Here is a 20885-nt window from a genome sequence, read left to right as displayed (position 1 = left end):
GATTGGTCGGTGCTATGACCGATGTGCCCGGCTCGGGCGGTGCCCGCCCTCAATCTATTGACATATTGCTATTCAATCAAGCAGCCTGGTCCACACTTCGGACACTGATCGACATCGTCAATAGCATCGCGGAGCATCGATTCCATGAATGCCCGGTCCGCCGACGCTCGACCCACCACCGAGAGCGCGAGCCCCGAACAGACCCCCGCCGGAGCGTCACCGAGCGGGCGTGACCGGCGACGCCGACCGCGCCCCGAATGGGTGATCGCGGCCCTGGCCAGCCTGCTGTTGGCGGTGGTGCTGACCTGGCCGACGATGCGACACCCGGCGACCACGATCCCGGGCGATCTCGGTGACCCGACGTTGCAGGCGTGGCAGGTCGCCTGGGCGGGACACGCCTTGCTCAACGAGCCCCTCAATCTCTGGCATTCGAACACGTTCTATCCCGAGAGATACACATACGCCTACAGTGACACGCTTCTCGGATATGCCCCGATCGGGATGCTCGGCTCCGGATTCGAGGCGGCCGTGGTGCGGTACAACGTGCTGTACGTGCTGCTGCACGCGCTTGCGTGCTTCGGGGCGTACGCGCTGGCGCGGCAGCTCGGGGCGAACCGGTGGGGCGGCGCGGTCGCCGGGGTCGCGTGGGCCTTCGCGCCGTGGCGGCTCGCGCACTCCGGCCACCTGAACATCCTGTCCAGCGGCGGCATCGCCCTCGCGCTGGCGATGCTGGCCCGTGGTCACGGCTGGTCGCTGCGCCACGGATACCGGCCGGAGCGGCGACGGCCCGGCTGGGCACTGGCCGGGTGGCTCGTCGCCGCCTGGCAGGTCACCCTCGGCTTCGGCATCGGGTTGCCGCTGGTCTACTTCCTGCTGGCCGCGGTGCTGGTGGCGGCCGGCGGCTACGGCTGGTCCTGGTGGCGTCGGCGGGAACGCCCACCGTTCGGCCGCCGGCTGCTGCTCGCGGACCTGGCCGGCGGCGCCGTGTTCGGCACCGTGACACTGCTGCTGGGCCTGGTCTTCCTGCGCGTGGTCGACCTCAACCCGCAGGCCCAACGGACGTTGGACTGGACGAAGATGTTCTCCCCACCACTGATGGGGTTCCTCACCGCGCCGGCCGACTCGTGGATGTGGGGCGAACGGCACGCCGCCGCGCGCGAACAGTTGAGCTGGCCGCCGGAGATGGCGCTGCTGCCGGGGATGACAGTGCTCGGGCTCGCCGCAGCCGGGCTGATCGTCTCGGCGTACCCGCTGCGGCGCCGGATCGCGCTCGGGCTCGGCGTGCTCGGCACGGTGCTGCTGGGCCTGGGCGCCACGCTCGGCGGGGACGGGGACCCCGGCTACCTGACGTTGTCCACGCACCTGCCGGGCTGGGACGCGTTGCGCACCCCGGGCCGGATGATGCACTGGACCAGCCTGCTGCTGGCCCTGCTGGCCGCCGGGCTGGTGACCGCGCTGGCCGAGTCGCCGGGCCGGCACGCCCCGTCGACCGCGCCGGACGGGTCGCCGGAGCGGCACACCCCCCGCCGTGCCACGCGGATCCTCATGCCGCTGCTCCTGCTGGTGCCACTGGGCCTGGTCACCGCGGAGGGGGTCAACACCACGCCCCACCCGACCGTGCCGACGCCCCCGGCGGCGATGCGGGCCGCACCGGAACCGATGCTGGTGCTGCCCGCCGGCGGGGTGGGCGACCTGACGTACATGCTGTGGACGACCGACGGATTCCCCCGGGTGACGAACGGGTTGGCCGGTTTCGAGCCGGTCAGCCAGGCACAGACCAAGGCCGCCATCGCGTCCTTCCCCGACCCAGGCAGCGTGGCGTACCTGCGCGGGATCGGCGTGCGCTCGGTGGTGGCCGTGCCGAGCCGAGCTGCGGGGACGCCGTGGGAGGGCATCGAGACGCGACCCGTCGACGGACTGGGCATCACCCGGGAGGAGCTCGATGGCGCGCTCGTCTACCGCCTCTGACCGGGACGGCGCCGGGACGGCGACCATGCGGTTGTCGCTCGTGGTGCCCTGCTTCAACGAGGAAGCGTCGGTGGAGCGGTTGCACGAGACGGTGCACGCCGCGCTCGCCGGGCTGGCCGACGTGGAGGTCGAGGTGGTGTACGTCGACGACGGCAGCACCGACGGCACCCTGGAGGCGCTGCGCCGGCTCGCCGCCGCCGATGCGAACGTCCACTACACGTCACTGAGCCGCAACTTCGGCAAGGAGGCGGCGATGCTCGCCGGCCTGCGGCGGGCGACCGGCGACGCGGTCGTCATCATGGACGCCGACCTCCAGCACCCGCCGCGGCTGCTGCCCGAGATGGTGACGCTCTACCGACAGGGCTTCGACCAGGTGATCGCCCGCCGGGACCGGCGCGGTGACCGGTTCGTCCGCACGATGGCCTCGCGGTCGTTCTACCGGGCCATCAACTGGTGGATCGACGTGCGCCTGCTGGACGGTGCGGGGGACTTCCGGCTGCTGTCCCGGCTCGCGGTGGACGCGATCCTGACCATGCCGGAGTACAACCGGTTCTCCAAGGGCATGTTCTCCTGGATCGGCTTCCGGACCGTGGTGGTGTCGCACCGCAACGAGGTCCGGCAGGCGGGGCGGAGCCGGTGGACGTTCGGCAAGCTCTTCAACTACGCCTTCGACGGCCTGCTGTCGTTCAACAACCGGCCGCTGCGCCTGGCGATCTACGGCGGCCTGTTCCTCACCCTCATCGCGGTGGTCTACATGGCCTGGGTGGTCGCGGACGCCGTCGAGAAGGGCATCGACGTCCCCGGCTACACCACGATCATCGTGAGCGTGATCGGGCTGGGCGGCATCCAGATGATGCTCCTGGGTGTGATCGGGGAGTACATCGGCCGGATCTACTACGAGACCAAACGCCGGCCGCACTATCTGGTGCAGGAGACCGAGCGCCCGGCCGAGCGGTGAGCCCGCGTCTCCGCACGGGCGGCGGGGCCGGTTCGCGGAGCGGGTGCCAGCACCACCGGGAATGCGGGAGCCTGCACCGCTGATCCGGCGGCCCGGACGGCGCATCGTTCTCCCCATCAGGTTCGTCACTGCCACGGGGAGGCGACATGCCCACGAGGATCGACAGTCCGGCCGCGGCCGGCGTGCCGGCCGGTCGACGCCGGGTGCGCCGGCAGTTGCGCTGGGCGGTGCCGTTGCTGCTGGTCGCGATCATTTTCGTCGGGTACGCGCTGCCGCCCTACCTGACGTTCGATCCGAGCCGGTCGCGGTTGCCGGTCCCGGAAGCCCACCCGCAGTACTATCCGCTGCTCGTCGCGCACATCGTGTTCGGCTCGGTGGCGCTGCTCGCCGGATGTTTCCAGGTGTGGCCGTGGTTCCGCCGCCGCTATCCGGTCGCCCACCGGTGGATGGGTCGGGCGTACTTCTTCGGTGGCGTCTTCCCGGCCGGCGTCGCCGTGCTGGGGGTGGCGCCGCTGAGCAGCACCGGCTTCGTCTCCCGGGTCGGCAACACCATGCTGGCGGTGCTCTGGCTGGCCACCGCCGTCGCCGGCTACCGGATGGCGCGGCAACGCCGGTTCGTCGACCATCGCCGGTGGATGGTGCGCAGCTTCGCGTTGACCCTGTCCATCGTGGCGAACCGGCTCTGGGTGATCCTCTTCGTCGTCCTGCTGACGCCCCAGCTCGACACGACCTACGGCGGCGACCAGGACGCCCTGATCCGGGCCGCGGCCGGCGCCAGCGTCTGGATGAGCTGGGTGGTCAACCTGCTGGTCGCCGAATGGTGGCTGGAGCGCGGCCCCGCCCGCGGCCGGACCCGGCCGGTGGGGACGTGACCGGCGCAGGCCGTCGCGGTGTTGGTGTCGTCGATGGCGGAGTGCCACGGCCGGATCCCGTCCTTCGGGAGGGAACTGTCGTACATCAGCGCGGGTCTATGGGTCTGCGTGTGCGCGGCCCTACCCTCCCGGTGGGCGGCCGGGTGGGGCCGGTGGGGAGGCCGGATGTCCGATCAGGTGGCGCGTCGTGGTGCCCGGAGAACACCGCCGGGCGTGACCGCGACGGACCGCTCCGCGAGTCCACTGATCCACGCCGCCGACGCGGCCCGGACCGTGTCGGAACTGGCCGGCCTGCTGCGCGAGCTGCGCCGCCGGGAGGCTCGGCAACAGGGCGAGACCCAGTTGACGTACCGGCAACTGGCGGCGAAGACCGGCTGGTCGCGAGGGGTGATCGGGGAGTACTTCGCCGGGAACATCCTGCCGCCGACGGAACGGTTCGACATCCTGATCCGGCTGCTCGGGGCCACCGCCGCCGAGCAGGGGGCGCTGGCCACCGCGCGGGACCGGGTGGAGGAGGCCCGACGGCAGCCGGACCGGGAGGAGACACCCGCGGTACGGGCCGGCGGCGGGCGGGCCCGCTCCCGGCCGGCACGGCTGCCCGTACCGCGCCAGTTGCCGCCGGCCCTGCCCGGCTTCGTCGGCCGCGCGGCGCAGTTGGCGCGGCTGGACGCCGGCGACGGCCGGGACGGGCCGGCGGACGGCGGGCCCGCCTCGACGATCGTGGTCCTGTCGGGCACCGCCGGGGTGGGCAAGACGACACTCGCGGTGCACTGGGCGCACCGCGCCGCCGAACGGTTCCCCGACGGCCAGCTCTACGTGGACCTGCGGGGCTTCGACGCCACCGGCGCGGTGGTGACCCCGGCGGAGGCCGTGCACGGATTCCTGGAGGCGCTGGGGGTGCCACCGGAGCGGATGCCCGTCCACCTGTCCGCGCAGGTCGGTCTCTACCGAAGCCTGCTCGCCGACCGCCGGATCCTGGTGCTGCTGGACAACGCCCGCGACGTCGAGCAGGTCCGGCCCCTGCTGCCGGGCAGCCCGGGTTGCCTGGTCCTGGTCACCAGCCGCAACCGGCTCGCCGGTCTGATCGCGGCCGAGGGCGCCCGGTCGGTCCCGGTGGGGCTGCTCAGCGCCGCCGAGTCGTGGCAGTTGCTGGCCCGACGCCTGGGCGCGGACCGGCTGACGGTCGAGCCGCAGGTCGTGGACGAGATGGTCGAGCGCTGCGCGCGGCTTCCGTTGGCGCTGGCGGTGCTCGCCGCCCGGGGCGCGGCGCACCCGGCCTTTCCGCTCGCCACCCTCGCCGCCGAACTGCGCGAGGCGGCCCGGCTGTCGGACGCGTTCGACACCGGGGACGCCGGCACCGACGTGCAGGCGGTCTTCTCCTGGTCGTACCGGAGCCTGACCCCACCGGCGGCGCGGCTGTTCCGGCTGATCGGCTGCCACCCGGGCCCGGAGATCGGGATTCCGGCGGCGGCCAGCCTCGCCGGCCTGCCCCGCGACCGGATGCCCCGGCTGCTGGCCGAGCTGGCCCACGCGCACCTGCTCACCGAGCACGCCCCCGGCCGGTTCGGCGCGCACGACCTGCTGCGGGCGTACGCGGCCGAGCTGACCGAGCGGCTCGACCCGGACGACGAGCGGCAGGCGGCGATCCGACGTGGACTGGACCACTACCTGCACTCCGCGCACGCCGCCGCGGTGCTGCTGCAACCGGGCTGGGATCCGGCCCCACTCGACGACGCCCCGCCCGGGGTGGTGCCCGAGGAGATCACCGACCCGGCGCACGCACTCGCCTGGTTCCACGCCGAGTACCGCGTGCTCCTGGCGGCGGTGGTGGACGCCGAACGTACCCGCTGCGACGGTCACGCCTGGCGGCTCGCCCGGACCCTGGTGGACTTCCTGCAACGCCAGGGACGCTGGTCGGACCTGGCCGACGCCCAGCGGACCGCCCTGACCGCGGCGCGGCGGGCGGGCGAACGCGCCGGCCAGGCCAACGCCCACCGCGACCTCGCCCGCGCCCTGGTCCGTCTGGGCCGGGAGGAGGAGGCCGCCGGCCACTACCGCAACGCGCTGGCGATCTTCGCCGACCTGGCCGACGACAGCGGGCAGGCCCGCACCCACCGGGCGTTCGGCGCCATGCTGGACACGCTGGGCCGGTACGAGGAGTCACTGCACCACGCGGCGCGGGCGCTGGCGCTCTACCAGCGCACCGGCCACCGGGCCGGGCAGGCCAGCGCCCGCAACGCGATGGGGTGGGCGCACGCCCGGCTCGGCCGGTACGGGGCGGCGCGCGAGCACTGCGAGCAGGCGTTGGCGCTGCTGCGCCGCACCGACGACCGGCACGGGGAGGCCAACACCTGGGACAGCCTGGGCCTCATCCACGACCGGCTCGGGCACCACCGCCGGGCGATCCGGTGCTTCGGCCGGGCGCTGACGCTCTACCAGCGCATCGGTGACCGGTACGACGAGGCCGACACGTTGACCCGGCTCGGTGACTGCCGGCACTCCTCGGGTGACCGGGCCGGCGCGCTCCGCACCTGGCGGCGGGCCCTGATCATCCTCGACGGCCTGGGCCATCCGGACGTCGAGGGGGTACGCGAGCGGATGGCCCGGGCGTCGGGTGCGTCTCCCGACGCCCGGGCGACGACACACGTGCCCGACGCGTCCTCGTGACGCCGGGCCGACCCAGCCAGCCTCACAGTCAGTGCAGCCGGGCCTTCCAGTCCTGCGGCACCCGACCCCGGGGGCCCGGGGCGGGCTGGTCGAGCGGGCGCGCGTGCGGCTCGGCCAGCTCCGGCCCGTCGGCGTGGAGCTTGTCGTCGGTGTAGTCCCAGAACCACGACTCACCGGGCTCGAAGCTCTGGACGAGCGGGTGACCCGAGGTGGCCGCGTGCGCGGTCGCGTGCTGGCCCGGCGAGGAGTCGCAGCAGCCGACGTGGCCGCAGGCGGCGCAGCGGCGCAGGTGGAACCACCACCCGCCGGCGGACTCGCACTCGAGGCAGCCCGTTCCGCTCGGCGGGGCGGCAGGATCGATCGCCGCGGTCACGGCCGGTGGCTCCGGCTGGGGCTGGTTGTCCATCTCCGAAGCCTACCCACGGGTGCGGTCATCGGCAGTTCCTGCCCTTGTTGAGGCAGGTGGCGATGCGTTGCATGGTCTGGGCGGAGTTGACGTTGACGAAGTCGTTGTGGTCGGAGAAGGGGTTGTGGTTCTCCTCCGGGAAGGAGTCGAGGGCGTACTCTCCCTTGACCTGCACGTTCCGCGGGATGTCGTAGGAGATCGTGATCCGGAGCTGCGGGATCGCGACGAAACCCTGCGGGCAGGCGCCGGTGGCCCGGTCGGCGAACGCGACGTGGTCGCGGTGGTTGGCGCTGTCGGTGTTCGTGCCGTCCCAGCAGCCGGGGAAGTCCTGGACCCGTTGCACCTGACGGCCGGGCGGGCAGATCGGATACCTGTCGGAGAGCCGGTCGGTGAAGCCGGAGCAGGTCCAGGTGGCACGGGCGTTGGCCGGGCCGCGGCTGGTGGGTTTGGCGTCGCCGGTCAGTTCGCGCAGGAACTTGGGCATCGGCACGACCTTGCCGACCGGATTGCCGCGGTATTCGATGAGGACCGACGCCGGTCGCAGGATCTCGCCGGTGTTGTTGGGGAGTTCCAGGTTCGCGCCCTGCGGGTCGGGCAGCGGGCTCGCGCTGCCGGTCGGGGCCGGGGACGGTGGGCCGCCGCGCTGGTCGAGGGCGCACGGGGCGAGAGCGTCGAGGCCCTGGGGACGGGTGCCGGCGCGGCCGATGGCGACGGCGATCCGGTCGAGCACGGCGATCCGCTTGGCCCGCAGCGGGCCGAGGACGGCGTTCTCGACGAAGCCGGCGCCGCCTTCGCCGCGGCTGGTGACCAGCCGCTGGTTCGCCTCGGAGATCTGCCGGTCGAGTTCGCCGAGGCCGCGGTCGACCTCGGCGAGGGCCGACCGGGGCACGCCGGGCAGGCGATCCCGTACGGACGGGCAGGTCACCTGCGGGGTGGCCGACCTCGTGGCGACGGTGTGCCCGCCGCCGTGCAGTCGGGCGTGGATGGCGTCGTAGCTGACGTCGCAGTCGGTCAGTGAGCGCAGGCGGGCCGGGTACTGCCCGCCGGCTCGACGGATCGTGTCCCCGATCGCGACCAGCGAGGCCGCGCGGCGGGCCCGCAGCCACTGCAACACGTCGTTGTTGAGCTGGACGTGCACGCCGCGGGTGGCGGTTACCCGCCGGTCGGCGGCGACCCGGTACCGCTCCAGGTCGGCCAACTGACTGTCGACCGCCGCCTTCGCCCCGGTGGGCACGGCGGGGAGGCGGTCACGCACGGACGGGCAGACCACCGTCCCCGAGGTGGCGGCCAGCGCCCGCTGGATGTCCCTGCCGTCGGCGCGCACCGAGCGGTCGATCCGCACCACCGGCCAGAAGTACGAGGACTTGTCACCGTTGACGCAGGTGGTTCCCGAGGCGTCCAGGTCGGCGTCCGAGGAGTTCGCGGTGATGGCGAGGTTGCCGACGAAGTCGTGCACGTGCTCGGCGCCGTTCCGCACCCCGGGTTGGGCGACCGGGTTGTCCGGGCTGAACTTGCGGTTGCCGTTGGTCCCGCAGTCGACGGTGAACCGGCCGGTCGAGGCGTCCGGCCCGGTCCGGGGCCGGTCCACGTTCGGCGTGACCCGTTCGATCGGGACGAAGGACGACAGGTTCGTCGCCGCGTCCGCGGTGCCCTTACCGCCGCTGGAGACGAACGTGGCCGTCAGCGCGGCCGTCGCGGCGAGCACCACCGCGCCCGCGACGATCCGGGTGGGTGTCACACCACCCGACGGTCGCCTTCCGTAACGCCTTCTCATGTCGTCTTCTCCTCGGTCGCGGGGGCCGGCCTTCCGGTGCTCCGGCTGTCGCGTTCGGGTACGGCGTCGCCGGGTGCGGCCGATCAGCTTTTCCCGGCGCGTCACCGATCGGTAAGAACTCGGTCGGCCCTCGTCCGGCGGACCGGCGGTGTCCACCGTCGACCCGGGGACGCCGACCGCGGACAGGTCACGCTCACGACCCGGCGCGCTGGGAGCGACGCCACCGCTGGGGCGTGATGCCGTAGCGCTCGCGGAAGCGACGGACGAGATAGGCGGCGTCGCGCAGGCCGGTTCGGGCGGCCACGACGTCGAGCGGCAGGTCGGTCTCGCGCAGCATCCGCCGGACCTCGATCATGCGCCGTTCGGTGATCCATTCGAGCAGCGGGCGGCCGGTGCGGCGGCGGAGCACGGTCGTGAGGTGCCCCGGCGCCCTGACGGTCCGGGTCGGCGAGTTCCCCGGCCAGGTCCACCAGCCACGCCGACCACGTCGCCCGGTCGGGCTCGGCGATCCGGCCGTGACCCGTGCCGGACGCGAACAGGGCCAGGAGCGGATGGTGCGCCCAGGCCAGCGGGGAGACCGAGGCCAGCGCCGGGACGGCGTCCGGGATGAACGCGACCGCCCACGCGCGACCGCGGGCGAGTTCGGCCGTGACCGCCCCGCCGATGACCTGTCCGGGCGACACCGCGTGCACCTCGCCGGCGCGCAGCGACCGTTCCACGCCGTCGACGGTGAACGCGCCCGCGCCCTTCTCGACATAGACCAGGACGAGGAAGTCGTGGGCGTGCCGGTGCTCCGGCGGGAGGCTCGCCCGGGCGGCGTCCGGGTCGAAGCGGGTCACCGAGACGGCGGGCCGGCCGGGACGCTGCCGGTAGCGGTAGACAGGCGTCCCGTCGGGCCGCACCGTGCGCAGCCCCCGCGCCGCGTCCGGCGGGTCACCTACCGAAGAAAGTCCCATGGTTGCCACGTTAGGTCCGGCACGACAACCCCGGAAAGTCCAAGACTCGGAGGCGGCCGACCCGGCCCGTCACCTGGAGGCATCGATGGCAGCTCCGACCCACGTCCGCATCCTCGACAACCGAACGCCGCAGGAGCGGGACCGCGCGTTCCTGCCCGGCGCGGGCAAGACCTGGCTCCTGCCGCTCTACGACACCTTCAGCCGCGTGGCCGGCATCCGCGCGCTGCACGAACGCGCGGTCGAACTCGCCGGCATCGAACCCGGCCAGGCCGTGGTCGACGTCGGTTGCGGCACGGGCAACCTGTCGTTCGCCGTGCTCGCCGCCCGGCCGGACGCGCGGGTCACCGGCCTCGACCCCGACGCGGACGCCCTCCGCAGGGCGGCCCGCAAGGCACGCCGGCGCCGCGTCGGTCTCACCCTCGTCCAGGGGTACGCCGACCGGCTCCCCGCCGGGGACGCCTCGCTCGACCACGTGGTCTCCTCGTTGGCCCTGCACCACGTCGACGACGACGGTCGGGTCGCGTTCGCACGCGACGCGCGGCGTGCTCTTCGGCCGGGAGGCACGGTCACGGTGGTCGACCTCGGCGGCCCGGCGTCCACCGCCGGGCACCCCGCACACGGCCATGGACACAGCCCGTTCCGGGCCCTGACCCGCCCCATGCGTTCCCGCGTCGCGCACAGCCCGGTGGTGGCCCGCAACCACGGCAACGGCCTCGTCACGCTCCTGACCGACGCCGGGTTCGGCGACGCCCGGGAGGTCGCGCACGTCGACCACAGATTCGGCCGGATCACCTTCGTGCAGGCGTCCCGACCCTAGGCGGTCGTTGCCTCAGCGGGCCACCGGCCGGCCGTCGAGGGCATCGAGGTAGCCGGCGAAGCCGTGCGGGGCCCGGCCGTGCCGCCGGGCGCTGGTCCGGACCGGGCAGCCGGCGTCGGCGACGACCCGCATGGCACGCCGGCGACCGCGCTCGACGAGGTCGTGGTCCTCGCCGGAACGCAGGTCGGAGAATCCGCCCAGCCGCTCGTACGCCGTCGCGGCACAGCCCAGGTTCGCGCCGTGGACGTGCCGGTGACCGGCGGCGGTCAGGCCCTGCCGGTACCGGACCTCGAAGCGTTCCCGGACCTGCTGGGAACGGACCGCCCAGTCGGTGACGCGCACGGTGCCGACCAGCAGGTCGGTGCCGGCGCGGGCGTGGCGCAGCTGCCAGCCGCCCCACCGGTGGGGCACGCGGCTGTCCGCGTCGGTGGTGACGAGCCACAGGCCGTCCGAGCCGTGGCGCAGGGCGTACGCCATGCCGGCGGCGCGGGCCCGGCCGACGCTGCGGGCCCGTACCGTCACCACGACGGCGCCGAGGCCCTCGGCCACGGTGGCCGTCCCGTCCCGGCAGTCGTCCGCCACGACGATCACCTCCGAGCGCACCGGCAGGTGACGGAGCGCGCCGAGGACCGAGATCAGGCAACCGGGTAGCGACGCCTGCTCGTCGTGGGCGGGCACCACGACCGCGATCCGGTTCACCGCAGACCTTCCGCCTGCGCGACGGAGCGGGCCGGCGGCGGCACCCGGAGGAAGACGTCCAGGAGGAAGTCCGCCTCCTCGTGGCGCACCGTCCGCACCAACCCGTCGACGTCGTCGAGCAGCCGGTGCACGTCGTCCCCGCCGCGGACGTGTTCGGCCACCGCCGGCCGCCAGTGCACGGCGACGAGCGTGCCGCCCGGCGCGAGCGAGTCCACCGTCCGGGCCGTCAGCAGGTCGAGACCGGCGTCGTCGAGGTAGTAGCCCAGCTCGGAGAGCACGACCAGATCGAAGGGTACGTCCGTCGCGGCCGGCCACTCGTCGGGCACGCGCATCCGCTCCACCCGCACGTGGGCCAGGTCGGAGAGCCGTTGCCGGGCGCGGGCCACGGGCGCGGCGGCGAGGTCGACCGCCAGCAGCCGGTCGCACCGGGCGGCGAGGCGGCGGGTGAGCACGCCTGTCGAACATCCCGGCTCGAACGCCGACCGGTATCGCCGACGAGGCAGGCAGGCGACGGTCAGATCGTGCTTGCGCTGTTCGTACCAACGGGTCTCGAAACTCCACGGGTCCTCGGCCCCGGCATACATGTCGTCGAAGTACGCCGCTGGAGTGCGTCGTGCGGTCATGGCACGAGCACCGTCTCGTAGGGACGCGCGAAGCGGGCGAGGACGTGCGGGGGAAGGATCGCGGCGTCGGCGGGGTCCGGTCCGAGCGGCCGGACCTGGCTGCGGAAGGCGTCGATCGCGTCCCGCTTGGCCGACCTGGCCGCCCCGGTCAGGTCGACCCGGCGCGCGCGGTGCCACGGCACCTCCGGATCGTCCGGCTCGGCCCAGTGCCACGTCCAGACGGGAAACTCCAGCAGCATCGCGCCGGTACGCCGGCAGGCCGCCGCGGCGGCCCGCCCGACCGCCTCGTGGTCCGGGTGGCCGTCGCCGCGCCAGGTCGTGACGCACCACCGGCCGGGGGTCAGCCGGGCGGTCAGCGTGTCGGTGAGCGCCGCCTCGTCGACCCCGCCGTCGGGATGCCCGAGATGGTCGATGGCGGCGGGCGCGACGCCGAGCAGTCCGCACGCGGTGACCGTCTCGGCCCGCCGGATCGCGGCCAGTTCCGCCCGGGAGTGGACCGTCGAACCGGGATGGGACGCCTCGCCGTCGGTGACCACCGCGATCTCGGCGCCGGGACCGTCGGCGAGCATGGCGACCAGGCCGCCGACACCGAGCACCTCGTCATCGGGGTGGGGGGCGACGACGAGCGGCGGCGACGACCACGCCGGGTCCTCCAGGGCCAGCGTGGGCCAGGTGGCCGGAGCTGTCCACGTACGCCACCTCGTCTCGTCTGTGCCCGCGCCGACGATCGGTCTCACCATCCGGGGTCCCCCTCTGCCGTCACCAGTTCGCCCAGGTGGGCCAGGTCCGCCTCCGCGTGGCTCTGGCGCACGTACACCGTCAGGTCGGCGACCCGCCTGGCGTGGTCGGCGTCCTGGCACAACGGGCCTGCCCCCAGCGCCCGGCCGACCCGGTCCACGACGGTGGTGGCGGTCGCCTCGACGGTGGCGCGGACCCGGTGCGCCAACCGGTCCGCGTCGCCGGTCGGGTTCGCGTCGACCTCGTCGGCGGCGGCGAACAGGACGGCGCGGGCGGCGGTCAGGGCCACGTCGACGGCCCCGAGGTGCGCCATCGCGTGCGGGCCGAGGTCACGGCGCCGCGCCGCGACGTGCAGGGTGTCGGCGATCCCGACCGCTCCGCCGTACCAGCAGGCCGCCACGCCCAGCCCGCCGTGCCAGAAGCCGGGCCGCGCGGTGTAACCGCCGGGACCGCCCACAGGTACGGCGGTCACACCGTCGAAGCGGACGGTCCGGCTGTCGCTGGCGGCCATGCCGACGGCGGGCCAGGTGCCGGCCAGCGGGGTGACTCCGGCCGCGCCGACGTCGATCGCGAAGAGTCGTACCTCGTCGGCGGCGACGGCGGTCACCAGGGCCCGGGACAGCAGACCCGCCCCGGAGCACCAGGGACGGTCACCGGTCAGCCGCCACCGGGAGCCGTCCCGGGAAGCGGTGACCGAGGCCGGTGCGGCGGCCCAGACGCCCCACGGTTCGCGGCGCCACCCGGGGTCGATCGCCGCACCCAGCTCGGCGAGGATCGCCAGCGCGTCGGCGTGCCCCTCCCCCAGCCGCGCCAGCGCCGGGTCGGCACGGCCGAGTTCGACGAGGCGCCGCCACCGCTCGGCCGTCCGTCCGCCGCCGGGCAACGGCAGGTCGAGACGCCCGTCGCGCACCGCCGACCGGAACGCCGCCGCCGTGTGCTGCTCCCCCGTGGTCACCCTCGGATCCCCACCCGTCATCGCGAACCCCCATCCCGGCAACCGACGTGGGTCGCGGCCGGAAGATGCCCTTCCATCGGGGGGCGAAACATCGCCTGACATGGTCGGGCGCGCACCTGCCGCCGGTCGTTACCGGATCCCGGCCACCGGCTGCGCCGGTGCGGTCAGGGTGACCGGTGCGTCGGGGCGTAGTCGGGACCGACCACGGCGAGCAGGGCCAGGGTGTCGGCGTCCGGGGATCCGGCCGGTGCGGTGTAGAGCACGAGGTGCTGGTCGCGGTCGGTGAGGTCGAGCGAGTCGCAGTCGACGGTGATCTCGCCGACCACCGGGTGGTGGAAGGTCTTGGTGAGCATCGACGCGGCGCGTACGTCGTGGCGGTCCCAGAGGCGGGCGAAGTCGGGGCTGCCCTGGCGCAGCTCGGCGACCAGGCCGGTCACCGCGGGGTCGCGTGGATACCGGGCGTGGGTGGCCCGCAGTCGCCGGACGGCGTGCCGGCGGAACTCGGCGGCTTCCGAGACGCCGTACACCGGCGCGGTGCCGGGCACCGGCCCGAGGAACGCCCGGCGCGCGAGGTTGCGCTCCCGCGGGGTGAGCCGCCCGAAGTCCTCCATGAGCGCGGCGGCGAGATCGTTCCAGGCGAGCACCTCGAAGGTCGCGGACGTCACGAACGCGGCCGTGCCCGGCAGCCGGCCGAGAAGCGCGAGGATGCTCGGGCGTACGTCCCGGCGGTGCAGCCCCGCGCGGCTCGGCGTGGCGCCGGCGAGAACGTGCAGGTGGTCGGACTCGACGTCGGTCAGCCGCAGCGCGCCCGCGACGGCGGCGAGGACCTCTCCCGAGGGCCGCGGCGCGCGGCCCTGTTCGAGTCGCACGTAGTACTCGGTGGAGATGTGCGCGAGCACCGCGACCTCCTCGCGACGCAGGCCCGGCGTACGCCGTCGCCGGCCGGGGGCGAGGCCGGCGTCCTCCGGTCGCAGCCGCTCGCGGCGGCTGCGCAGGAACGCCCCGAGTTCGTGTCTGTCCATCCCCCAAGTCTGCCCCCCGCGTGGCGGCGGAGCCTGGTACCACCGGTACCTGTATGCGCGGTCGAGCCGCCACCACGCTTGGGGCATGACCAACGACGGGAACACCACACCGATCGGCCTGCTCACCGGCAAGGTCGTGCTCATCACCGGCGCGAGCCGCGGCATCGGGGAGGCCGCGGCCCACCTGTTCGCCCGCGAGGGCGCCGCGGTCGTACTCGCCGCCCGCGGCGCTGACGCCCTGCACCGGATCGTCGCCCGGATCCGCGCCGACGGCGGCGTCGCCGACGCGGTCACCCTGGACCTCGCCGACCGGGCGAGCGTGCGCGCCGCCGTCGACCGCGTCGACGAGCTGCACGGTCGACTCGACGGCGCCTTCAACAACGGCGCGGCGCTCCAGCAGCCCGGGCCGCTCGACACGACAAGCGACGAGGACGTGGAACGCCAGTTCACCGTGAACTTCCGTGGGCACTGGACGGCGATGACCGCCGAGGCGGCCCTGATGCGGCGCACCGGCGGCGGCGCGATCGTCAACACCTCAAGCATCGGCAGTCGCCGTGCGAACCGGGACCTCCCCGCCTACGGGGCGATGAAGCGGGCGCTCAACAGCATCACCGAGACCGCCGCCGTCACCTGGGCCAGGGAGGGCATCCGGGTCAACGGCATCACCCCGGGCGGCACCGCGACCGAGATGATCGACGCCTGGGAGGCGGCGTCCCCGGGCGTGATCGAGCGGATCAACACCCTTATTCCGCTGGGTCGGATGGCCGAACCACGTGAGGTCGCCGAGGCCGCCGCCTGGCTGCTCAGCGACCGCGCCGCCATGGTCACCGGCGCGATCGTCCCGGTGGACGGCGGCGCGGGCGCCTGACACCTCCCGCCCCCTTGACCCTCGACCTGGTGGAGCCCACCAAGTCGACCACATTCGGGCTAATTCGCCCCGGTTCGGGTACGGCGGGACGATGAGCGAACAGCGCCGCGATGCCGACCGTGCCGAGGAGGCCACCCCCGAGCGACCGGAGCCGGAACTCGAAGAGGCGTTCGACCGGCTGGTGGAGGAGGGCGACACGCGGTTGGCCCGGCCGTGGCCGGCGCTGATCGCCACCGGGCTGCTCGGCGGCATCGACGTGGGCACCGGGGTGCTGGCGTATCTGCTGGTCGAGCACGTCGCCGGACAGCCGCTGCTGGCCGGGCTCGCGTTCAGCATCGGTTTCGTGGCGCTGCTGCTGGCCCGCAGCGAACTGTTCACCGAGAACTTCCTGGTGCCCGTCACCGCGGTGGCCGCCCGGCGCAAGTCGCTCGGGTCGCTGCTGCGGCTGTGGGCGGTCACGCTGGCGGGCAACCTGGTCAGCGGCTGGCTGCTGGCCTGGCTGATCGTCACCGGTCTGCCCGGGTTGCGCGAGACCGCGATCGAGTCCGGCCGCTTCTACGCCGACCTGGGCGTCAACCTGCGCTCGTTCGTCCTGGCGGTGCTCGCCGGCATGGTGATCACCCTGATGACCCGGATGCAGCACGCCACCGGGAGCCTCGGCGTGCAACTGGTGCCGGCCCTGCTGTTCGGCGCGCTGCTCGCCGGCGGCCAACTGTTCCACAGCGTGCTGGACTCGATCCTGATGTTCGCCGCGCTGGCGACCGGGCACGCCCCGTTCGGCTACCTGGCCTGGCTCGGTGCACTGGGCTGGTCGGTGCTGGGCAACGTCGTCGGCGGGGTGGGCCTGGTGGCGTTCCTGCGGCTGGTGCGGGTGGAGCACCGGCTGCTCCAGGAACGCGCCGACCAGTCCTGAAGCGTTCCGGTTCGGGCCCCGAGAGGGGGGCGCACACCTGCCGGCCGTCGCGCACGGCTAGCTCTGCGCCGCGCGGGAGCGGCCGTACTCGGCGAGAGCGTGGAAGGCGGCCTTCGGCGTCCACGAGCCGTCCGGCAGCACCCGGACGATCCCCCGCGCGGCCAGGTCGTAGTCGTGCTCGGGGTCGCCGGTGGTCGGCAGGTGCCGGTTCGCGAACGTGTAGACGAAAGCCGCCTCCACCCCACCGGCCTCGTAGTCGCGCAACAGGTCGACGACGTAGCGGGCCTGGCCCTCCTCGTCGCGCTCCAACTCCGCGGTGAGCTTGGCGGCGCGGCCGTGCTCGTCATACGTCACCGGCTCGGTCGCGCCCGCGACGTCGGCGGCGCCGCGGTACGTGCAGCAGCCGAACTCGGTCGCGGCGTATGGTTTGCCCTGCCCCACCGCCGCCGCCAGGCTCTGCGGGAACGCCGCGGCGTTCGTCGCGTCGCGGTAGCCGGCGTCGCTGGCGATGATGTCGAACGGCGTCCAGTCGACGTCTTCCAGCGGGATCGAGGCGTATCCGACGGGGCCACCGAAGCGTTCGCGCACCGCGGGCACCGCTTCGGCGAGGAAGTCGCGCACCGCGGCCCGGGCGGCCGGGACCGCCTCCCGCATCCGCATCGGATCGGTGAACAGCGCCATGCGCTCGGCCAGGTCGCGGCCGGGCAGGAAGCCGTCGGTGAACATGGAGATCTCGGAGCCGGTGAGGTACACGACCGGGACGCCACCACGCCGCAGCCGTTCGGCCCGCTCGGCGCCGTCGAGCACGAACGCCATGAGTTCGTCGCGGTCCAGGCCGTTGGTGAACGGGCAGTACCACACCTCGAGCCCCGCCTCGGCCGCCAGCCGCGCGGCCACCTCCAGCCGGTCCTGGACGCCGCCGGTGATCCGCACCGCGTCGCAGTGCAGCTCGTCGCGGATGACGCGCATGTCGTTGCGTACGGTGTCGGGGTCGAACGGCTCGTGGGTGGTGGATCCGGCGCTGACGAAGCCGGTGTCGTAGTTCATGCCGAAGACGCGCATCAGGAACCCTCTCCTTAAGGTACGCCTCGTACCCTATAAGGTACGAGGCGTACCCTGCAAGGCATGGGCACGAGGCGTCGGGGCGCGGAACTGGAACGGGCGATCCTGCTCGCGGCGGCGGCGGAACTGCGCGAGTCCGGATACGCGGGCATGACGATGGACCGGGTCGCCGCCCGCGCCGGCACCAACAAGAACGCCATCTACCGCCGATGGCCGCACCGCGCGGCGCTGGGCATCGCGGCGTTCCGCCACCTGTCCGACGCCGCCCTGCCGCACCCGGACACCGGCGGCCTGCGGGGCGACGCGCTGGAGATGCTCCGGCGGGCCAACGAGACGTGGTCGTCGCCGCACGGCGCGATCCTGCGCGGCCTGATCGCCGCCGCGGCCGACGACCCGGATCTGCTCACCCTCATGCGCGAACGCTCCGGCGCGGACACCATGGACCGCGCGTGGATCACGATGCTCGAACGGGCCGTGGCCCGCGGCGAGGCGCCGACCGCGGCCACCCACCGCCGGGTGGCGACCACACCGATGATGCTGCTGCGCGCCGAGTACGCGATGCGCGGCGTCCCCTCGGTCCCCGACGAGGTGCTCGTCGAGATCGTGGATGAGGTGTTCCTGCCCCTGGTGCGCGGTCGCGGCCGACCCGACTGATCGGCGGCCCGGTCCTCGACCTCAGGCCCTCATGTCCCGCAGATGCCGCAGGTCTTCCGGCACCGGGCTGTCCGGCCGGTAGACCAGCGGGGCGTCCCCGTCCGCCGTCGCGGCGGGCGCGTCGGCCAGCGAGAAGCGGTCCCGCAGGCGTCCGAAGAAGTCGGTCGAGCCGAACCGGAGGATCCGCAACCGCCACGGCGCGGCGTACGCGGCCACCCAGTCGCCCGGGTCCAGCACCCCCCGCAACTGCCCGTCGATGCTCACCGCGACCTGCCCCGACCGGGGCAGCACCCGCACCCCCACCGACTCCTGCGGGGAGAACAGCAGGCTGCGGTTGAACGCCATGTGCGGGGCGACCGGAGTGAACACGAGCGCGTCGAGCAGCGGCGACAGGACCGGCCCGCCGGCCGCGAAACTGTAGGCCGTCGAACCGGTCGCGGTGGAGACCATCACCGCGTCGGCGGAGTACGAGGCGAACAACCGCCCGCTGATGTATATGCCCAGGCTCGCCTGCCGGTCCCGGGCGAGCTTCTCGAAGACCACGTCGTTGACGGCGACGACGTCCAACGGCACCCCCCAACCGACGGCCTCCGGCGTGCTGTCGCGCACCCCGGGCGGAGGCATCGCCGGACCCCGGCCGTAGCGCAGCAGCGTCCCGAGCTCCGGGGGGATCTCCAAGGGCCGGGAGGCGCGCATGGTCAGGGTCATCCGCTCCTCCACGTCCACTGGGCCGACCCGCGCGGCCTCAAGGGTCTCGATCGTGCGCTCCGGTGGCACCTCGGTGAGGAACCCGACCCGCCCGACGTTGACCCCGAGGACCGGGCAGTCGACCACCGCGGCGATGTGCACGCCACGCAGGAAGGTCCCGTCGCCGCCGATCGTGACGATCAGGTCGAGCAGGCCGATCGCCCGTGTCTCGTCCCGGCCGGTGCGCCGCTCGGTCGCGTGCCACACGTCCAGCTCGACCGTCTCGACCCCCCGGTCGACGCCCCAGGCCCGGATCTCCTCAGCGGCCCGGGTCGCCTCCGCCTTGCCGGAGTGCACCACCATTCCGATCCGGTCCAACCGCATCCGTGTCCCCCCGGTTCCGCGCCGCCACCCGCCGCCGACCTCCACCGTGACACACCGGGCCGGCGATGGCCGCGCCACCGCCGTAGTCACCGGATCGGATGGTGCGCCGACCGGCCCGGACTACCCCGCCCGGAGGGTGAGCAGGGTGATCTCGCTCGGCGCGAAGATCCGGAACGGCGGCCCCCAGAACCCCGTCCCCCGGCTCGTGTAGAGCTGGGTCCGGCCGTGCCGGCTGAGGCCCTGCACGACCGGCTGGTCGAGCCGGACCAGGTAGTGGAACGGCCACATCTGGCCGCCGTGGGTGTGCCCGGACAGTTGCAGATCCACGCCGGCCGCCACCGCGTCACCGATCTGCTTCGGTTGGTGGGCCAGCAGCAGCACGGGCAACTGCGGATCGGTGCCCGCGAGCGCCGCGGCGTGGTCGGCCCGGTGACCGGCCAGGCCGGACGAGGCAGCCGTCACGTCGTCCACCCCGGCGACGACGAGCCGGGCGTCGTCCCGCTCCACCACGAGGTGCCGGTTGTGCAGCGGCTCCCAGCCGAGGGTCCGCATGTGCTCGACCCAGCCCTGCGCCTCGCCGTAGTACTCGTGGTTGCCCGTCACGTACACCCGGGCCAGCCGGGCCCGGACGGCGCCGAGCGGCGCGGCCTGCGCCCGGCGCTGGTCGACCGTGCCGTCCGCGATGTCGCCGGTGTGGCAGACGATGTCGGCGGCCAGGTCGTTGACCACTTCGACGGTGCGGGCGGACCAGCGGGCCCGGTCGATCGGGCCGTAGTGGGTGTCGGTCAGCAGCACCACCCGGGCCCCGTCGAGGCCCGCGCCGAGCCGGTCGACGGTGACGTCCACCCGCCGGACCCGGGGCACGCGCATCGCCTCGGCGTACCCCCAGACGGCCAGGACGACCGAGACGGCGCCCACACCGACCGCCACGGACCGGGACCGGACCGGGTCCGCGACGCCTGCCGCGGCCAGCACGATCCGGGCCACGTTGCCCAGCAGCGCCCAGACGAAGAGGATCCAGACCAGGCCGAGGAGTGTGTCGCCGGCGCGGGCCGCCGCGTCCAGCCGCCGGCGGCCATGTCCGAGATACATCAGAGCGGGGAACGCGACGAGCGCGACGACGAACACCGCCGTGCCGGCGGCCACCACCGGACCCGGCCACCGCGCGGCCACCGTCAACGTCCACCAGGGCAGCCCGAACAGCAGTGCGAGGACCGCGACAAGCGTCGCACCGGACACCAGCGGTCGCAGCGACCGTCGCGCCGGCCGCGTGTGTACGGCGTCGCCAGCTGTCATCGTCGTCCCTCCGTCGGGTCCGTGCAGCATGACACGACCCGGCCCGGATCGACCACGCGCTGAGCCGGACGCCCGTGCGCGCATCCACAGGCATGGCGACACTCCGCAGGGGGAAGAGAACGGGGGTCGTGGGCGCGCTCCCACGGCTCGTCCCCTCGCAGAATGGAGGCTCCTCGTGGTCATGGCGCTACTGCTCGACCTCGCCAATATCGTCGGTGGGTTCCTGCTGGCTGCCGCGCTGCTGCGGCTGTTGCCACGGGTCGGCGACGACCTGGACCGGCTCGCCGGTCGAGCCGCTCCGGTCGCCTGGATCGTCGGCCTGGTGGCGCTCGTGACCGGCGGCTACTACCTGATCGTCCACCTCGTTTCCGGCCCCCGGGTGTTTCACTTCGAGGTGGTCGGCATCGGCGTCGGGTTGGCTCTGCTGTGGAGCCGGCTGACCGGGCGGCAGGAGCCGCGGGCCGAGCAGCCGGGCGGGGCCACGGGCGTCCGCCTGCTGCTCGCGGTCTTCGGTCTCATCGCGATCGCGGTCGGCATCCAGGGTCTGTTCACTCCGGACGGATGAC

19 protein-coding genes and 1 pseudogene are annotated in these 20885 nt (G+C 73.8%); 9 read left to right on the top strand and 11 right to left on the bottom strand.

Going from position 1 to position 20885, the window contains the following annotated elements; genetic code table 11:
* The first annotated feature begins 144 nt into the window (after positions 1–144).
* The 4 genes and pseudogenes from O7613_RS04425 (at position 145) to O7613_RS04410 (ending at position 6465) form a co-directional block, all read left to right on the top strand.
* Positions 145–1968, top strand: a complete 1824-nt coding sequence (locus O7613_RS04425; protein WP_282292273.1) for a hypothetical protein — start codon at positions 145–147, stop codon at positions 1966–1968.
* A gap of 25 nt (positions 1969–1993) precedes the next feature.
* Positions 1994–2917 (top strand): annotated as a pseudogene (locus O7613_RS04420) (glycosyltransferase family 2 protein); the annotation flags it as partial.
* A gap of 155 nt (positions 2918–3072) precedes the next feature.
* A complete protein-coding gene (locus O7613_RS04415; RefSeq protein WP_282292270.1) occupies positions 3073–3798 on the top strand; it encodes a DUF2306 domain-containing protein in 726 nt (241 codons plus the stop codon).
* A gap of 213 nt (positions 3799–4011) precedes the next feature.
* Positions 4012–6465 carry a helix-turn-helix domain-containing protein gene (locus tag O7613_RS04410; protein ID WP_282292269.1) on the top strand — a complete coding sequence of 818 codons (2454 nt, stop codon included), beginning with the start codon at positions 4012–4014 and terminating at the stop codon, positions 6463–6465.
* 28 nt (positions 6466–6493) lie between these two features.
* Here the strand turns inward: O7613_RS04410 and O7613_RS04405 are convergent, their stop codons facing one another.
* From O7613_RS04405 to O7613_RS04395, 3 genes are all read right to left on the bottom strand, one after another.
* Positions 6494–6871: a UBP-type zinc finger domain-containing protein gene (locus O7613_RS04405; RefSeq protein WP_281584080.1), complete on the bottom strand. Its 378-nt coding sequence runs from the start codon at positions 6869–6871 to the stop codon at positions 6494–6496.
* Positions 6872–6896: 25 nt separating this feature from the next.
* Positions 6897–8609, bottom strand: a complete 1713-nt coding sequence (locus tag O7613_RS04400) for a DUF1996 domain-containing protein (protein ID WP_282292266.1) — start codon at positions 8607–8609, stop codon at positions 6897–6899.
* 229 nt (positions 8610–8838) lie between these two features.
* Positions 8839–9402 (bottom strand): helix-turn-helix transcriptional regulator, encoded by a 564-nt coding sequence (locus O7613_RS04395; RefSeq protein ID WP_282292264.1) that lies wholly within the window; start codon positions 9400–9402, stop codon positions 8839–8841.
* Positions 9403–9686: 284 nt separating this feature from the next.
* On the opposite strand from O7613_RS04395, the gene O7613_RS04390 reads away from it, so the two are divergent.
* On the top strand, positions 9687–10418 hold the full coding sequence (locus tag O7613_RS04390) for a class I SAM-dependent methyltransferase (protein WP_282292263.1): 732 nt from the start codon (positions 9687–9689) through the stop codon (positions 10416–10418).
* A 12-nt stretch (positions 10419–10430) separates the two neighbouring features.
* Here the strand turns inward: O7613_RS04390 and O7613_RS04385 are convergent, their stop codons facing one another.
* The 5 genes from O7613_RS04385 to O7613_RS04365 form a co-directional block, all read right to left on the bottom strand.
* Entirely contained in the window at positions 10431–11117 is a 687-nt protein-coding gene (locus O7613_RS04385) for a glycosyltransferase (protein WP_282292261.1), read from the bottom strand.
* Positions 11114–11740: an SAM-dependent methyltransferase gene (locus O7613_RS04380; protein WP_282292259.1), complete on the bottom strand. Its 627-nt coding sequence runs from the start codon at positions 11738–11740 to the stop codon at positions 11114–11116. Before O7613_RS04380 ends, O7613_RS04385 begins: the two co-directional genes overlap by 4 nt.
* Positions 11737–12480 carry a PIG-L family deacetylase gene (locus O7613_RS04375; protein ID WP_282292257.1) on the bottom strand — a complete coding sequence of 248 codons (744 nt, stop codon included), beginning with the start codon at positions 12478–12480 and terminating at the stop codon, positions 11737–11739. Before O7613_RS04375 ends, O7613_RS04380 begins: the two co-directional genes overlap by 4 nt.
* A complete protein-coding gene (locus O7613_RS04370; RefSeq protein WP_282292255.1) occupies positions 12474–13433 on the bottom strand; it encodes an acyl-CoA dehydrogenase family protein in 960 nt (319 codons plus the stop codon). The genes O7613_RS04375 and O7613_RS04370 overlap by 7 nt, the downstream gene beginning before the upstream one ends.
* A gap of 164 nt (positions 13434–13597) precedes the next feature.
* The gene (locus tag O7613_RS04365) at positions 13598–14455 is read right to left on the bottom strand and encodes a helix-turn-helix transcriptional regulator (RefSeq protein ID WP_281584088.1); all 858 of its coding nucleotides are present in this window, start codon (positions 14453–14455) and stop codon (positions 13598–13600) included.
* 85 nt (positions 14456–14540) lie between these two features.
* On the opposite strand from O7613_RS04365, the gene O7613_RS04360 reads away from it, so the two are divergent.
* Together O7613_RS04360 and O7613_RS04355 are read left to right on the top strand one after the other, a co-directional pair.
* Complete coding sequence (locus O7613_RS04360) at positions 14541–15323, top strand: SDR family oxidoreductase (RefSeq protein ID WP_282292253.1); 783 nt, start codon at positions 14541–14543, stop codon at positions 15321–15323.
* A gap of 91 nt (positions 15324–15414) precedes the next feature.
* The gene (locus tag O7613_RS04355; RefSeq protein ID WP_282292251.1) at positions 15415–16236 is read left to right on the top strand and encodes a formate/nitrite transporter family protein; all 822 of its coding nucleotides are present in this window, start codon (positions 15415–15417) and stop codon (positions 16234–16236) included.
* A 57-nt stretch (positions 16237–16293) separates the two neighbouring features.
* On the opposite strand, the gene O7613_RS04350 is transcribed toward O7613_RS04355, so the two are convergent.
* Positions 16294–17298 carry a hypothetical protein gene (locus tag O7613_RS04350; RefSeq protein WP_282292249.1) on the bottom strand — a complete coding sequence of 335 codons (1005 nt, stop codon included), beginning with the start codon at positions 17296–17298 and terminating at the stop codon, positions 16294–16296.
* A gap of 63 nt (positions 17299–17361) precedes the next feature.
* Between O7613_RS04350 and O7613_RS04345 the strand changes: the two genes are divergently transcribed.
* Positions 17362–17952, top strand: a complete 591-nt coding sequence (locus O7613_RS04345; protein WP_282292246.1) for a TetR/AcrR family transcriptional regulator — start codon at positions 17362–17364, stop codon at positions 17950–17952.
* Positions 17953–17973: 21 nt separating this feature from the next.
* Here O7613_RS04345 and O7613_RS04340 read toward each other — a convergent pair whose 3' ends face one another.
* Positions 17974–19023 carry an NAD(+)/NADH kinase gene (locus O7613_RS04340; RefSeq protein WP_282292244.1) on the bottom strand — a complete coding sequence of 350 codons (1050 nt, stop codon included), beginning with the start codon at positions 19021–19023 and terminating at the stop codon, positions 17974–17976.
* A 120-nt stretch (positions 19024–19143) separates the two neighbouring features.
* Positions 19144–20319 carry a metallophosphoesterase gene (locus O7613_RS04335; RefSeq protein ID WP_282292242.1) on the bottom strand — a complete coding sequence of 392 codons (1176 nt, stop codon included), beginning with the start codon at positions 20317–20319 and terminating at the stop codon, positions 19144–19146.
* Between the two features lie 181 nt (positions 20320–20500).
* Here O7613_RS04335 and O7613_RS04330 point away from each other — a divergent pair, with 181 nt between their 5' ends.
* Positions 20501–20884, top strand: a complete 384-nt coding sequence (locus O7613_RS04330) for a hypothetical protein (RefSeq protein ID WP_281590405.1) — start codon at positions 20501–20503, stop codon at positions 20882–20884.
* Position 20885: the final 1 nt, after the last annotated feature.

The sequence above is a fragment of the Micromonospora sp. WMMD975 genome (assembly GCF_029581215.1).
Taxonomy (GTDB): Bacteria; Actinomycetota; Actinomycetes; order Mycobacteriales; family Micromonosporaceae; genus Micromonospora.
Note: the sequence above shows the minus strand (reverse complement) of the source record. Positions and strands in the feature narration are given on the sequence as shown.

Coding starts and splice junctions, on each gene's coding strand:
- O7613_RS04425 (WP_282292273.1), top strand. CDS start 145: ATGAATGCCCGGTCCGCCGACGCTCGACCCACCACCGAGAGCGCGAGC.
- O7613_RS04415 (WP_282292270.1), top strand. CDS start 3,073: ATGCCCACGAGGATCGACAGTCCGGCCGCGGCCGGCGTGCCGGCCGGT.
- O7613_RS04405 (WP_281584080.1), bottom strand. CDS start 6,871: ATGGACAACCAGCCCCAGCCGGAGCCACCGGCCGTGACCGCGGCGATC.
- O7613_RS04395 (WP_282292264.1), bottom strand. CDS start 9,402: ATGTCGAGAAGGGCGCGGGCGCGTTCACCGTCGACGGCGTGGAACGGT.
- O7613_RS04390 (WP_282292263.1), top strand. CDS start 9,687: ATGGCAGCTCCGACCCACGTCCGCATCCTCGACAACCGAACGCCGCAG.
- O7613_RS04380 (WP_282292259.1), bottom strand. CDS start 11,740: ATGACCGCACGACGCACTCCAGCGGCGTACTTCGACGACATGTATGCC.
- O7613_RS04375 (WP_282292257.1), bottom strand. CDS start 12,480: ATGGTGAGACCGATCGTCGGCGCGGGCACAGACGAGACGAGGTGGCGT.
- O7613_RS04365 (WP_281584088.1), bottom strand. CDS start 14,455: ATGGACAGACACGAACTCGGGGCGTTCCTGCGCAGCCGCCGCGAGCGG.
- O7613_RS04360 (WP_282292253.1), top strand. CDS start 14,541: ATGACCAACGACGGGAACACCACACCGATCGGCCTGCTCACCGGCAAG.
- O7613_RS04355 (WP_282292251.1), top strand. CDS start 15,415: ATGAGCGAACAGCGCCGCGATGCCGACCGTGCCGAGGAGGCCACCCCC.
- O7613_RS04350 (WP_282292249.1), bottom strand. CDS start 17,298: ATGCGCGTCTTCGGCATGAACTACGACACCGGCTTCGTCAGCGCCGGA.
- O7613_RS04345 (WP_282292246.1), top strand. CDS start 17,362: ATGGGCACGAGGCGTCGGGGCGCGGAACTGGAACGGGCGATCCTGCTC.
- O7613_RS04340 (WP_282292244.1), bottom strand. CDS start 19,023: ATGCGGTTGGACCGGATCGGAATGGTGGTGCACTCCGGCAAGGCGGAG.
- O7613_RS04335 (WP_282292242.1), bottom strand. CDS start 20,319: ATGACAGCTGGCGACGCCGTACACACGCGGCCGGCGCGACGGTCGCTG.
- O7613_RS04330 (WP_281590405.1), top strand. CDS start 20,501: ATGGCGCTACTGCTCGACCTCGCCAATATCGTCGGTGGGTTCCTGCTG.